Below are 15261 nucleotides of genomic sequence, written 5' to 3'. Positions count from 1 at the left end.
TCAAGAGCCAGGAATCAAGACACAAGACATTTTAACCATGACTTTGTGTGAAAACTGATTTCTCATGAGTGTTTCATTTGATTGTTTTTTTAATAATTCTCGTTACGCAGGTTCGGATTGGCAGTCAGGTCTGTGGTGGGGATGGGGTAAATATTGTATTTTCCATCTACCGCTCTCCCCTCTTTCACTCCCCCTTTCCACTGCCATAAGTAATCGGCCGTGGTAAACCTGCCATAGCGTATCAGATCGGTCCGGCGTGTACATTCCCAATAGAGCTCACGCGCACGCTCATCAAGAAAGAAATCAACCGTCAGATCATTGGCGGTCAGCTTCCCGTAGGTTTCATAATCATTGCCGAAAGCACGTTGCCGCAACCCGTTCACATAAGCCAATGCTTCTGTAACAGTGGCTCCCGTACCGCCGCGGCTGACAGCTTCGGCGAGCATCAGATAGACATCCGCCAGACGAAATACCGGAAAGTCCGTATTCACTCCGCCGTCCACTGTGTTAGACGCCATTTCACCTTCATCAGTCAGGTTTGTCCATTTGTCCACAAAATAACCGTTGCTTTGGTTATCTATTATATCGAGATATTGGGTTTGCCCTTCGGTAAAGAAAAGGGCCCTGCCATCTTTCTCGTTAAACAATGCCGGTATTTCGCCGCGTACGCGGAACATTCCCCATCCGCTGGTCACCCCGTAATCCGCAGGTTTCTGATAATCGGACGTGTTGCTTACCGCTCCACAAATAATATAGGTGGTAGCGCCCCAGGAGACGGTATGCGTCGCATCTACCGGAAAAGAAAATATAATTTCGTTCGTCCGTTTATGATTGTCGGCGTTAAACAGTTTCTTGTATTCGGGTTCAAGAGCATACCCCTGTTGTATAACCCTCTTACAGTAGTCAATACAGTCAATATATCGTTCCGTTCCCGTATATATGTTCGCATTCAGGTACATTTTAGCCAACAGGGCATAAGCCGCTCCTTTCGATGCCCGTCCGTATTCGCATTCCTCTTTGTCGGGCAGATCTCCGTCGATAGCCTGCAATTCCGATTCAATGTATTCGAATACTGCTTTCGCTTCATAGCGCGGTGGAATAAAAGTTCCTACCGGGTCATTCTCGGTAACAAACGGGATATTGCGGAAAAGATCGAGCGCATGATAATATGCCAGCGCACGGAGAAAACGTGCCTCGGCACGATAACCGCGAATATCCGCTTGTTCGCTTTCAGTGAAACGGGCTATTTGCTCGTCACCTGCATTACGAAGAAATTCATTGCAAAGGGCGATGTTATAAAATATACGATAGTACATATCAGCTACCCACGGATCGTTAGCGTCCCATGACAAAAAAGTCAGGTCACCCACTTTATCGCCTTCCAACCAGGTAGATGCCAGTTCGTCGGTTCCGCATTCCTGCAGATTGAAGAAGCTACGCATATAATCCTGCCCGTTATTGCTGGACAGGTCGGAGTTTCCTCCCCCTTTTTCTTGTCCGTTGATCACAAAAGCAACATAGAGTTTACCCAATACAGCCTTATAATTGGACGCGTCCTTGTATACATCCGAACTGGTAGTTTCAATGTTCGGATATTGGTCAAGATCGTCCAGACAGCCTGTCAATAAAAATAAACTAGAGAATAGTATATATATGATCTTTTTCATTGTAATATTTTTTAACGTTAAAATTCAAGACCGACATTCAGTGAGAAAGTCCGCGGCCGCGGATAAAATGACAAATCCATACCGTTCGGCACTTCGGGGTCTACACCATCATATCCGGTTATACAGAAAACATTCTGTACCATAGCGCTCACATTCACGGCACACCATTTGGTAATGCGTCCGAAATTATACCCCAGTGTCAGGTTATCCATTTTCAGAAAAGAAGCATTCCTCACATAGTAATCCGACAGGTACTGGCGGTTATTGAATCCGGTTTCCAGGTAACTTGCCGACAGGTTATTGATCTGAAAAGAATTATAACTTACAGTACTCCATGCTCCGGTATTCATTGCCATCCCGTTGTACACATAGTTGCCCACATTGGCGCGGAAGCTCATACCGAGGGTCCATTTGTCATAGCGGAGCGATGTACTGAGCCCGAAAATAAAATCGGGAGCCGGCGATTTGTAACGGTATAAGTCATTGGAATTGATCACTCCGTTGCCGTCGAGATCGGCATACGCCCCTTCGATGGGTTTTCCCGTTTCTTCGTCGTATAATTGGTGATACACATAAAACATATAGGGTTCATAACCTTCGGAAAGCACCTGAAACTGATAGCTGTCGATCGTCGGACCTACCAGCGTATTCATCGTGGCACTCCCTTCCACCAGCGACAGATTTTTCACCTTCATCTTCTGCCAGGTCATATTGTAACTTACATCCCATGTAAGATCCCTGGTATTTACCAGTGTGGCGTTCAATGTGAATTCAACTCCGCGGCTGTCGACATTTCCCACATTGGTAAGGATATTCTTGTCGAAATTGCTTCCTGCAGGCGAGGGTACGGTTGCCAGCAGGTCTTTGGTCTGACGGGTATAATAATCGAGACTTCCGGTAATACGGTCTTTCAGGAATCCGAAATCGAACCCCATATTCCAGGAGGAAGTCGTTTCCCATTTCAGGTTCTGCACATAGGCTTCGGGACGATAGGTATGCAGCCACTGGTCGCCGAATTGTACTTCCGCTCCTTCCTGACTATAGGTATATACCGGCAGGTAATTGTAGTTCCCGATACCTTCCTGTTGTCCCGTCACTCCGTAGCTTGCCCGTAATTTCAGGGTGCTGATCAGAGGATTGTCCCTTAGGAAGGCCTCTTCGCTTATGCGCCACGCCAGCGCTACGGAAGGGAAAGTACCCCAGCGGTGATCCCTGTGGAAGCGTGAGGTTCCGTCGCGGCGGACCGTTGCCGTAAACATATAGCGATTATCGAACGTATAGTTCAGACGGGCATAATAGGAAATAAGTGCATGGCGTTGATCGCCGGCTGCCGACGTAGTCTGCACCTCTCCTATCGTATTCAACTCGCTGTATGGTGCTGTAATGCTCTTCCAGAACTGGTAATCATAACCCATCGTCGCATCGATACTGCTCTTTACGGAAGTAAGGTACTTATTGTAATTCAGGTAAGCCGTAAGCAATCGGTTTGTATTTTTTTGAGGCCCATACCCGTAGTCACGCCCTTTTGTGGTATAATATTGCGCCGCTTCGGACGGCACATAGATCTCACCCTTGCCTTCGGCATGGTCATATCCCAGGGTGGTATGGAGTTTCAACTCGGGCAGGAAGTGCATCTTGTAATCGATATCGGCATTACCGATAAAGCGGCTCACCCTACTCGCGGAATAGTACTGTTCAACCAGTCCCAATGGGTTACGCACACCGCCATTCACAGGGTTACCACTGTTATCGATCGCTTCATCATATCCGCCGAAATTACTGTTCCCTGAATAGACCGGCAGTGTGGGATTAAATGTGGAAGCAGCCCAGATGGCTTCGTTATTCGTAAAACGGTTATTGTTCACAGCACCTTTTCCATTGAGTGTAACCCTGAGATGATCAGCGAAGAAAGAGGGTGAGAATGAAAAGCTACCGGTAAAACGCTCGGCATTGTCACTCTTCATCAATCCGTTCTGGTTGTAATACCCAAACGCGACTCTCACCGGCCATTGCGAAGCGATACGCCCGGCGATGCTCAGGTTATTATCGGTACCGGATGCCGCACGGAAGATCTGATCATTCCAATCGGTCGAGGTTGTGCCAAGTAGCGCTTTCTGTTCAACTGTTCCCCTCCCATTGATGATATCGGCGAACTGATCACGGCTCAGCATATCCGCCATCTTTGTACGTGTCTGCACCGAATTGGTAGTGTTGAACGTTACCCGCAGACGGTCATCCGTCCCTCTTTTCGTGGTGATGATGATCACCCCGTTGGATGCACGTGAACCGTAGATTGCAGTGGAAGAGGCATCTTTCAGTATGGTCATGCTTTCGATATCCGAAGGATTAATCAGGCTCAGGAAATTCCCGGAGTTACCGCTGATTCCCCCGTTCTCCAGGGGTACTCCGTCGAGGACTATCAACGGGTCGTTACTGGCGTTGAGTGATGCACCTCCACGGATACGGATGGTGCTTCCGGAGGTGGGCGATCCGCTGTTCGACATGATCTGCACGCCGGAGACCTTTCCGTTGATCAACTGTTCGGGCGATCCGATCAATCCCACGTTAAAATCTTTGCTGCTTACGTTGCTGACCGATCCGGTCAGGTCGCTTTTACGCTGCGTACCATAGCCGATAACTATAAGGTTATCCAGTGTAAAGGACTCGGGTTGCAATTGAATATTTACCGTTCCCCTGTCAACTACAGGCACAACCTGCGTTTCATAGCCGATAAAAGAGACCTGTATCTCGGTTTTTCCGGCGGGAAGTGTCAGGCTAAATTCCCCGTTTATACCGGCGGTCGTTCCGATGGTCGTACCCGTCACCAGGATCGTTGCCCCGGTCAAAGGCTCATTATTCTCATCGGTAATAACCCCTGTAATCCGTCGTCCGCCTTCCTGCTGTGCGAGCAGGGGGGAAGTACTTCCGGGAAGGATCAGGTACAGTATGGCTATAGCGAATACTGTAATAATAGGGTGAAATAATTTTCTCTCATTCATAATTCAGTTTACATTATATGGTATAGTAATATCTTTCATTTGATTAAAAATTAGACTCAAGAGCCAAGACACAAGACACAAGACATTTTAATCATTGGCATATTCATATTTTTCATCGAATGCTTCATAGTATAAAATATAATATGCATGTTGAACTATTCAAGCCATACATCGCCGATCTCAATAATAGCTTTCTCATTCTTCCGGCCATCGAATGAGATCTCCAGTAGTTCAATATCCTCAGGCCGGAAAGGGATAGGCACGACGGGGTCAAAATATTTTTTCAGAAACACCGGATAAGGGTGCGGTAACAACGCCGTGGCTGTCTGCTGCAATTCCGACAGGGGAATACGGTATACGGATTTTTCATTTACGGCTATTTTAGCGGCATACGTATAACCGGTATTCGTTACAAAACCGATACTAAGACTGTCTGGGGCATTATGTAGCGACACGCAAAGGGTGTTACTATCTCTCAGGCGCTTTGTCCGTAAATTGATTTCCTCTTTTATATAGCTCCGGAGGAAGAAACGGGGATTCTCATCATCCGATTCGAATACAAAACGTTGCATTGGTCTCGTTTCCGAACAGGTATCGATCAGCTCCCTTTGTACACGGCTCCATTCGGGCATGGTATATGTCTCTATCCGGCTGTTCTCACACGTTGCGGTAAAAAGGGATATCACGCTACCCGGATCAACAACCCGGGTTTCCCAATACATTGGAGAGGCATAGTCCCAATCGAGCGGGTTTCCCTGTATTCCGGCTGGGAACGTAGTTGGATTCCCGTTTCGTGAAACAATGATATTATACCTGAATTTACCTTGTGTGACAACTTCTCCGGGTATGATAGCCCGGTAAGTGTAACCGTGTATCCTTTCCATGAGATAGTGGGGATTATTGTCGTTCCAGAATGAAATGCGGTCGGTGTAGATCCATACCGAGTCGGGAAATGCCGGCCCGGCGATCTGTGCTTCGATCACCAGAGGTTTACCGCTTTCGGTAACCGCCGCGGACTGATGGGATACACTGTATGTTCGCGCACGGGGTTGCGGCGCCACATATTCACCTAATCGGATATTGTTCCACCGGGTATCGGCATCCCACTGCTGAGGGGAGACGTACCCTTTGCGTTGCAGGATATACACACCCGGGCCGAGAGCGGGAATAACACCATCCACAGCCTGGACGCTGTACCCGTTCCCCTCGTTGATTCCTCTTACTTCAAAATCATCCTGCAACGCAGGCAGGCGGAGCGTCATATCCCAATTGTTCCATGCAATGGTCACCACTTCTTTGTGAAGCGACGGTTTGGCAAACGGATCGCTTACCGGTACAGCATCGGGCATTACTTCAAGCCGCCACACACCCTCTTCCAACCGGTCGATAAAATAAGCGCCTGTTCCTTCGTACTGTACGATGGGCGAATTGCCGTATCCGACTATCGATTTCAATGCTACGGCATCAACAGGCGGGGTGGAGGTATGGTTGGAATAAAAGTATTTCTCTTTCATATTCATCATACTCAGATCCTGAGAATAGCTTACAGCAAAATCTGCGAAGAGTGTATCGGCAGGGTACGTGCCATAGGATTGTCCGCGTGGAACGGAATAAGCCACTTCAGCGGCAATTTTCATACTGATAGCTTTCTGTGGGGTATACGCCAGATTAAGGAAATGCGTTTGATACTCGGTATTGGCCCATGCCATATCCATCGGGTCATAGGCAAACTGCGTGATCCATTGGAAACCGGCTGTGCGGAATGTCCGAGCCATAGCAGGATGTATATAAGAATACATGATATCGGCCGGATCATATTCGTATACCAACCGGGTTTTGTTCTCAAATCCTTTTACATGACTGAAGGGGATATGAAAATCATCTACATACGGTAGAAAATTCCCTTTCCGGGTATATCCCGATACCAACCCGATAGGATACCACTGATACGTTGTTCCCTGAACGGACGTGTTGTAATAAGCCGGCACATGCTCCATGTTGTGGCTGACATTGTAAAAGACAGGTTTACGGTTCCCAGCTTTGCGCAGTGCGGCAAGTATACGGTTGATGTAATCACGGGTTTGTTGTTGTGTACCTGTATGGCAGGGCTCATTATTGATCTCAAATCCGACCACCGACGGGTCGTCCTTGTATGCTTTCCCGGTGTACGGATTGACATGCATGGCCAGCGAAGTAATATAGCGTTCCTGTGCCCGGATGGCTTCAGGGTTGGTATGGATCTCGCACTTATCATACGCATACGAAAAACCTCCGGTCGGTTGGTTCCTTTCCGGGTATCCGTTGCCGAAATTGGTCATGGCCGTGAGTATAATATGGATATCCCGTTCCTTAAGTTTATAGATTAGCCAATCCAACAGGTCAAGATGATCGTTCTCTATCAGGTTCCCTTCGATATCAGATATCTCCACATCCCATATATGGATGCGGTAAGCATTGAACCCCAAGCGGGCGAAATGATAGACATCCCTGTCGATCGCCGCTTTACGGTCAATATCCAGGTATCCCATTGCCCGGTAGGCATGGGCAAACGGAAGGGTATAGTTTACTCCGAAAAAAGAGGCTTCCCCGCGGGTATCTTCCCAGCGCATCACACCGTTTTTGTCGATGTATATAGCCGGTATTTCTTTTGCTTGCGTTGCAGGAAAAAAAATCAGGAAACAGAAAATAAGGGTCAAAATTCGTCTTTGCATACGTATTGCCTTTTAGTAACAATGATGCAGCAAAGATAGGCATGTGTAAAGGAGATTAAAAGCACATCCCGGACATAAATGGATAGATTTCGGACATGACCCTTTATCCTGTCCGGTCAGTTGTCAGCGTGTTCTTCCATAAACTGCCGCGGTGTCTTCCCAAACTCCGCCTGGAAGCATTTCGAGAAATAAGAGTGGTTGGAATATCCCACCATATACATCACTTCCGCCACTGTGAATTTTTTCTGACGAAGCAGCATGGCCGCTTTTTTCATCCGGATGGATTTAATATATTCCACAGGCGACATACCGGTGAGTTGCTTTGTTTTACGATAGATCTGTTTACTGTTTATTCCTGATAGTTCACTGAGCCGGTTTACATTCAGCTCTGAATTGGAAACATGGTCTTCGATAATCCGTATGAGTTTCGACAGGAATTTCTCGTCATACGATACCGCTTCGATGGCCCTGGGCTCCGAAATAATCTCCATACGTGCTTTGGCTTCCATCTGCTGTTTACGGAGAAGTAGTTGCTCCACCCGCGAAAGTAGTATCTCCGGCTCGAAAGGCTTTCCTATAAAAGCGTCGATATGGAGATGAATACTTTCGAGTTCCGTTTCTTTATCGTTTTTGACGGTGAGCAGAATAATCGGAATGGTCGATGTGGGAATATGTCTCTTAATCCGCTGACACATTTCCAGGCCGTTCATTACAGGCATCATCACATCCGCAATAATGAGATCAGGTTGGAATTCGAAACAAAGTTCTACCCCTGCCTTACCATTCTCGGCCACTTTACAACGGTACCGGGGTTGTAAGGTCTCACAGATAAATCCGGTGATATCGGCATTATCATCCACTACAAGGATCAATGGTTTATTTTCCGAAACAATCTGATCCTCCTTATGAAGCACTCCTGACGATGTTTGCCGGAACGGTAACGGAAGGATTAACGTGATTGACGTACCCCGGCCTTCTTCCGAAACCACGCGTATCTTTCCTCCGTGCAACTCGGTATAAGATTTTACCAGATAAAGTCCGACACCGGTACCTTCCCTCTTTCCCAATGTACCGGATGACTGGAAAAAGCGTTGGAATATGTATGGAAGATCTTTTTCGGGAATCCCTATTCCGTTATCGGATACTGTAATCTCCAATTCTCCGGTAGTATCGGAAGCATGTATCGAGAGGCTTATTTCACCCCCTTCGGAAGTATATTTGAAAGCGTTTGACAACAAATTCCCGAGGATCGACTCGAATTTAAGCACATCAATATCCAGATAAAGTTCCGGCAGATTACTTTCGAAAAGAAGAGCGATTTGTTTCTCTTTGGTTATCTCCTCTTCATACACGGCCAAAAGACTCCTGGCAAAAGAGATAAACTCTACTTTCGAGAGGATCAGGACAGATCCGGCGTTATCGTCTACCCGGTTAAAATCCAGTATCTGGTGTATCAGCGAATTCAATTTCCGGGCATTGCGTTGCACGATCTCCAATTGTTTCTTCTCCGACGGATTTTTCACTTCAAGGAGTAGTTTGCTGACCGGAGCGACAATTAGGCTCAAAGGCGTTTTAAAATCGTGAGATATGTGCGTGAAGAAATCTATTTTCGACTGTGATTGTTCCAGTATCTTCTCTTTCTCAAGACGCTCAAATTTCAGGCGGTTTCTTACCCTGAAAAAATTGATGATCCAGAAAATAAAGGTCAGCGTCAAAAGTATATAAACCGCTTTAGCCCATGCAGTATAGTACCAGGGAGGATTGATACGAATATCGATTATATAAGGTTGATCCGACGGTTTTCCATACGGGTCAGGTTCACTGATCAAAAGCTGATAGCTCCCATATTTCAGGTTATGATAAGTGATCCTGTTGGTATTTTGTTTCAGCAGATTCCAATCCTGGTCTACCGACGTTAATATATACATAAATTTAGGTTTCTCCTGCAGCGAATAGGACAAGTCGGATATTTCGAATGAAAGGTTATTCTGTGTATGACCGAATATAAATTTTCGTGCATAACGGATGCCGTTTTCGCTGATTCCGTCTTCAGGTGTTACCAGACGGTTATTGACATACAGGGCTGTAATCGTTATCGGACGTTCCACCCTGTGCATTCTGGCAATTTCGGGGGAGGTAATCACCAATCCGTCCACACCACCCATATAGACCAATCGGGTCCCGGGATCATAATACAAACTTGTAAAAGCTTTATCCATCACATGGAAGCGTCGCACATCCATCGTCTCTTTATGGATAATCCACGAACCGTCAGTGGTAGACACCCATATATCCTGTTCCACTTCGATCATTGATAATATTTCGTTTTGTCCGAAACTTTCCAGTAAAACGATATCCGGTTTCACACTTCCCGGCATAAAACGCATCACTCCACGACGAAATCCGGCCCAGATAACTCCCGAGCCATCACATAGAATATAGTTAAGGCTTTCACTGTCCGGGATATCGTCGGTCGGAATACGCGTAATTTCACGGGTCCGGATATTGATCTTTGTCATTCCTTTATTGTAAAGTAACATCCAGATATTTCCTTCGTTATCTGGGATCAGTTGGTTGACAAACATGCCTGGCAAACCATTGTCTGTAGAGTAATGATAGTCGGCGATATAGATTCCCCCGGAAGCTTTCATTAACCGTTGCTTATCGACCACAAATACTCCGCCAAGAAAACTGGCGATCCACAGATAGCCGTCATTATCCTCAAACAAATAATAGGCCCAGTTGCAATTATACATTCCGGTACTGTCTACTATATTATAATGGATAAATTGTTCCGTCGTATAATCGTATCGATTGATACTTCCGTCTGTGGCAATCCAGAGGTTACGGTCTTTATCCTCATAAATATTCCGCACACGATTATGGGAGAGCGGGGCGCTTCTGTTTCCCATTTTATACCAGATTGCCCGGGTATCTTGTCCGGAAACAGACCGGGAACGGATCAACCCGTTAGTACCTCCGAACCAGTAATATCCGTGGGAATCTTTAAAAAGCGAATAAAAGTGATTACCCTCTCCCGTACCGGTGATCTGTGAAATCGGCACATACCGGAAACCATTATTGAAACGGGAGAGCGAAATACCGTAATCTGTCCCTAACCAACTATTTTTTTCCTTATCAGTAAAAATGGTCCATACGATATTATTGGATAACGAAGAACTGTTACGGGAATCGTGGACCACATGCTGCAACTCTCCTTCCTCCTGATAGATATAAAGTCCGTTATCCGTTCCTGCCAATAAATTCTGTTGTTGATCCAACGCCAATGTTTTGACCGAATTTTCATGGAAGAACGTTAATTGCTCCACTTTCTTCGATGCAGGATCATACCTGAACAGATTCCCTTCCGTACCGATCCAGATACAACTCCTTACGGTATCTTCCAACAATGAGTTTACGAACAGATTACTTTTATTGACGGCACCGGGAAGAGGAATGGATTCGAAAGTATCCTTTTCCGGCAGATAACAGGATAATCCGTCGTAGGTTCCGATGTATATACGATCGTCCGTCGAATGGATAAGAGAGTAAATCGTTTCATGCGTTAAGCCTTTGTGTGTAGTTCTATCGATCCTCTCCAACCGTTCCGATTCGAAATCATAGGTATACAATCCGTTAAGGGTGCCAATCCATAACACCTTATCACGGCATACCATTGCACGGATATCCGTAGGAAAGGTGATGCCAGGGTTCTCATATCTGTCCGTACGATAGTTATAGATCAGTAATCCGTTATCCGATCCAAGGTACAGATAGTTTTCCCCAACGGTCATTCCACAATAGATCCGGCTATTGCTCCGCTCCCCGTAAGAAAAATGAGGTTGTACTGAATACCCGTCGTAACTGAACAACCCTTTATCCGTACCTATCCACATCATTCCCTGCCGGTCCTGAATAAAACTGTTCACGACAGACGCCTCGGGCCCTAAATGGATATTCTCGAAAATCTGATAATTGATGTTCTGACCGAAAGCCGGCACATAGAAACATATCGCAAGAAAAAAATATATAGATCGTCGTAACATATGCTTTGCTCCCTGCTATTCACCCCAATCTATTGAATATTGCAACAGTTCTGCCGCTGCTTTCTTCTGCTTTTGTGAGACCTGACGACGTACATACTGGGGCGTAAGTTCATTGACGGTCTGCATGGGCAATTCACGGCATGCAATAAAATACTGCGCACGCTTCATCACCACGCCTATCTTCTTCAGTTGTTCGGAACTTAGCCTGCCATACCGCCGCGAAGTGACGATCAGTTTAGCCGACTTCACGCCGATACCCGGCACGCGAAGGATCATCTCGTAAGGCGCCGTGTTCACATCAATCGGGAAAAATTCGGGATGGCGTAGTGCCCATCCCATCTTCGGATCGACATCTAGATCCAGATCGGGATGGGAGTCATCCACCAACTCTCCGGCCTTGAACTCGTAAAACCGCATCAGCCAATCGGCCTGGTACAATCGGTTTTCACGCACCAACGGAGGCTTGGACAACGCAGGTAGGCGGCTATCTCCGGAATTTACCGGAATATAGCCCGAATAATAAACCCGCTTAAAAGAGGGACGTTTGTATAATGCCGAAGCTAACGAAAGTATCTGTTTATCGTTGTCGGGCGTCGCACCAATGATCACCTGGGTACTCTGTCCCGCCGGCACGAATTTGGGCGCGGAACGGAATTTCTTGCGGTCTTCCGCACTTTCCAGCATCCCCTGCTGGATAAACCGCATGGGAGCGAATACGCTTGGGTAATCTTTTTCGGGCGCAAGCAATTTCAGGTTCTGTTCCGACGGAATTTCGAGGTTCACGCTCATACGGTCGACCAGCACTCCTGCCTGTGCGATCAACTCGCTACTTGCACCGGGAATAGTTTTCATATGGATATATCCGTTGAAGCGATGCACCTCACGTAATAGCTTCACCACACGTACCATCCGTTCCATCGTATAATCGGGATTGCGCATTACGCCCGAGCTGAGAAAAAGTCCCTCAATATAATTTCTCCTGTAAAATTCTATAGTCAGCTCTGCCAGTTCTTCTGCTGTGAAAGCCGCACGTTTCACATCGTTGCTCCGCCGGTTGGAACAGTAGGCACAGTCGTAAATACAGTGGTTGGTGAGCAGTATCTTGAAGAGCGAGATACATCGACCGTCGGGCGTGAAACTGTGACAGATACCCCAGCCTGCAGCCGTACCAATCCCTCCCTTTACATTGCTACGCGACGTACCACTCGATGCACAGGATACATCATACTTGGCAGCATCGGCAAGGATTTGTAATTTTTCGAGCGTCTTTTCGTTCATTTTGTATACAACAGATTTTGGCATTTTTCTCAGAAAATGCTCTCCGGGATCGGGAATTGACAAAGTAAAACGGGTACCGCTACTTCTTACCCAATTGCAAAGAAAAGAAATAGAAATCAGATTGACGAATTTAAAATCTTAAAAAACATATCATTGTCAATAAGTTATTAACATATTGATTTCCAATCAAAACAGACAAATTATAAAAATAATTACTTATTTTTGTAACCAGATACGATCATTGTAAGTCCTATGAATGAGAACAGCAAAAATAACGTTTAAAATGTTTGAATTATGGGTGAGTTTATTGGATTAATAGCGGTGATCAGTTCAGTTGCATTACCGATCATAGGAGGAATTGTACTGGGATTAAAATGGATGGGAAACCGTCATGCCGAACGAATAGGGCTCATTAACCAGGGGATTATCCCACCCGACAGCCCCCAAAAGAAATCGGATCCTAACCGGTTGGTGTCGCTGAGAAACGGGATCGTACTAATAGCACTGGGAATCGGGATCATAGTGGGATTTCTCTGTTCGGAGTATCTCATCATCGGTCGGGGCAATGAATTCTGGATGACCGGGGCAAGCGTGGTCTTTTTTCTCGGAGTTGGCTACTTAGTCTATTTTCTGGTGGTACAAAGAATGCCGGTCAACCGGTTAAAGGAGGAAGCCGAACAGGAATAACAGCTTGGAATGAACGAGAATCAACGTGTGCAACAAGTGCTCTCCGGCAACACTTCCGCATTCACATATTTTGTCGAGACTTATCAGGACATGGCGATTACCATCGCTCACCGGATATGCGGCAATATGCAGGATGCGGAAGATGTCGTGCAGGAGAGTTATGTAAAGGCATACAAGAATCTTCATAGCTTCCGTTCGGAGAGTAAATTCTCTACATGGCTTTACCGCATTGTCTACAATACGGCAGTCACCCAGACAAAAACACAGATATGGACGGATAGCGGGGAGATGCAAGCGGAAAGTACCCTCTTTCCGGTTGACAACAGCCTGCAGGTCGATATGGAAGAAACGGAACGCAAGGAGATGGTAGCCAATATTCTGCAAAAAATGCCTAAAGGAGACGCACTACTGCTTACGCTCTATTATATGGAAGAGAATCCTGTCAAAGAGATCGCCAAAATTACCGGGCTGAATGATTCCAATGTAAAAGTGAAATTGTTCAGGGCAAGGAAAATATTTAAGGAGTTATGGGTAAAACGCTATAAAGAAGCACTATTCATGGAGGAGACATGATGGAAGAAAAGAAACATACACAAAATGAGGAGCATCTTATCCGTGGGATGATGCAGGGTGCAAAACTAAAAGCATCCGATAATCTGAAATATCGGATCATGCAACAGATAGAGACCGAGCAGGCACTCACTCCATCGAAAATAAGCGACCGGAAAGAATCCGGCAATATACTGAAAGAATTCGGATCGATCTTCGGCACGATGTATGGCGTGTTGGCAGTGATGATTGCAGCAACATACTTCCTCTTCGGCCAGGAATACCTGTTCAGTCCCCAATTCCTAGGTACAGTGATCCTGGTTGCGTCCGTTTTCAGCCTGTTATGGTTGATTTCACGCCTTGATTCACATCTACAGAGAAAGAAAAAAATAGAGAACAAGTAAATCGGCCTGCATTCAATCAACCGCACTTAAATAGCATACAGGTAAAATTATTGCTTCATTAAAATTTCACGTGCTTTTTGCAGCATCTCGGGCGATTCTGCAGGCGGGTAACGCAGGTCGAGTGACCTGAACAGCTCAAGGATGATATCACCCACCGCCACACGTGCAAAGAATTTCTTATCGGCAGGAATCACATACCATGGTGCATAGGGCTTCGAGGTCTTCTCCAGCATCTCCTCAAATGCTTTTTCGTAATCATCCCACTGCTCACGGGCCTGCAAATCAGCCGAACTGAATTTCCAGTTCTTATCCGGCTCGTCAATACGGGAGATAAACCGCTCTTTTTGCTCCTCTTTGGATATATTCAGGAAAAATTTAAGGATACACATCCCATTCCGGTGAAGATGTTGCTCAATCGCATTAATATCCTCGTATCGGGCATCCCAGAACTGTTGATCGATATTCTCCACCGAACCATAACCGGGAATACGTTCATTAAGTATCCACTGCGGATTGACTTTCGTCGCCAGCACATTCTCATAATGCGAACGATTGAAGATCTCTATCATCCCACGCTGGGGTAACGCAATATAGTGGCGCCAAAAATAGTCGTGTTCCAGCTCATTCTTGGTAGGGGTTTTAAAACTATGTACCCGGCAGCCCTGTGGATTAATACCCGACATCACATGACGGATTACACCGTCTTTTCCGGCAGCATCCCGTGCCTGCAGAATGATCAGCAGTGAATACCGGTCGTCGGCATAGAACATCTCCTGGAATGTCTTCAACTCCTTGATGTTCTGCTTGATTTCCTCTTTGGCCGTTTTCTTGGTATATCCTCCGTCTTCACAGGTAGGAAAATCTTTCAGGCTGACTTTCGCGCCCTCCTGCACCCGCAATTTACTGTAATCGAAGTTCAT

General features: G+C 46.2%; 9 protein-coding genes. 3 read left to right on the top strand and 6 right to left on the bottom strand.

Features of this window, described 5'->3' with window-relative positions; all coding sequences use genetic code 11:
- Positions 1–89: 89 nt before the first annotated feature.
- The 5 genes from PSM36_RS00855 to PSM36_RS00835 all read right to left on the bottom strand — a co-directional run bounded on the left by PSM36_RS00855 (position 90) and on the right by PSM36_RS00835 (position 12701).
- Positions 90–1667 carry a RagB/SusD family nutrient uptake outer membrane protein gene (locus PSM36_RS00855; RefSeq protein WP_076928377.1) on the bottom strand — a complete coding sequence of 526 codons (1578 nt, stop codon included), beginning with the start codon at positions 1665–1667 and terminating at the stop codon, positions 90–92.
- A gap of 17 nt (positions 1668–1684) precedes the next feature.
- On the bottom strand, positions 1685–4666 hold the full coding sequence (locus PSM36_RS00850) for a SusC/RagA family TonB-linked outer membrane protein (protein WP_076928376.1): 2982 nt from the start codon (positions 4664–4666) through the stop codon (positions 1685–1687).
- Positions 4667–4821: 155 nt separating this feature from the next.
- On the bottom strand, positions 4822–7377 hold the full coding sequence (locus PSM36_RS00845) for a cellulase family glycosylhydrolase (RefSeq protein WP_076928375.1): 2556 nt from the start codon (positions 7375–7377) through the stop codon (positions 4822–4824).
- A 116-nt stretch (positions 7378–7493) separates the two neighbouring features.
- Positions 7494–11423 carry a hybrid sensor histidine kinase/response regulator transcription factor gene (locus tag PSM36_RS00840; protein WP_076928374.1) on the bottom strand — a complete coding sequence of 1310 codons (3930 nt, stop codon included), beginning with the start codon at positions 11421–11423 and terminating at the stop codon, positions 7494–7496.
- A gap of 15 nt (positions 11424–11438) precedes the next feature.
- The gene (locus tag PSM36_RS00835; protein WP_076928373.1) at positions 11439–12701 is read right to left on the bottom strand and encodes a putative DNA modification/repair radical SAM protein; all 1263 of its coding nucleotides are present in this window, start codon (positions 12699–12701) and stop codon (positions 11439–11441) included.
- 294 nt (positions 12702–12995) lie between these two features.
- On the opposite strand from PSM36_RS00835, the gene PSM36_RS00830 reads away from it, so the two are divergent.
- Genes PSM36_RS00830 through PSM36_RS00820 form a run of 3 tightly spaced genes read left to right on the top strand, consistent with a single transcriptional unit; the run spans position 12996 to position 14341 of the window.
- Positions 12996–13388: a DUF6249 domain-containing protein gene (locus PSM36_RS00830; RefSeq protein ID WP_076928372.1), complete on the top strand. Its 393-nt coding sequence runs from the start codon at positions 12996–12998 to the stop codon at positions 13386–13388.
- 9 nt (positions 13389–13397) lie between these two features.
- Positions 13398–13961, top strand: a complete 564-nt coding sequence (locus tag PSM36_RS00825) for an RNA polymerase sigma factor (RefSeq protein ID WP_019540001.1) — start codon at positions 13398–13400, stop codon at positions 13959–13961.
- Positions 13958–14341, top strand: a complete 384-nt coding sequence (locus tag PSM36_RS00820) for a hypothetical protein (RefSeq protein WP_019540002.1) — start codon at positions 13958–13960, stop codon at positions 14339–14341. Before PSM36_RS00825 ends, PSM36_RS00820 begins: the two co-directional genes overlap by 4 nt.
- A gap of 47 nt (positions 14342–14388) precedes the next feature.
- Here PSM36_RS00820 and PSM36_RS00815 read toward each other — a convergent pair whose 3' ends face one another.
- Positions 14389–15261, bottom strand: a complete 873-nt coding sequence (locus PSM36_RS00815; protein ID WP_076928371.1) for a polyphosphate kinase 2 family protein — start codon at positions 15259–15261, stop codon at positions 14389–14391.

Origin of the sequence: Proteiniphilum saccharofermentans (assembly GCF_900095135.1) — a bacterium.
In the GTDB taxonomy this organism is placed as follows: Bacteria; Bacteroidota; Bacteroidia; order Bacteroidales; family Dysgonomonadaceae; genus Proteiniphilum; species Proteiniphilum saccharofermentans.
The sequence above is the reverse complement of the archived record's forward strand: the minus strand, read 5'-3'. Positions and strand labels throughout refer to the sequence as shown.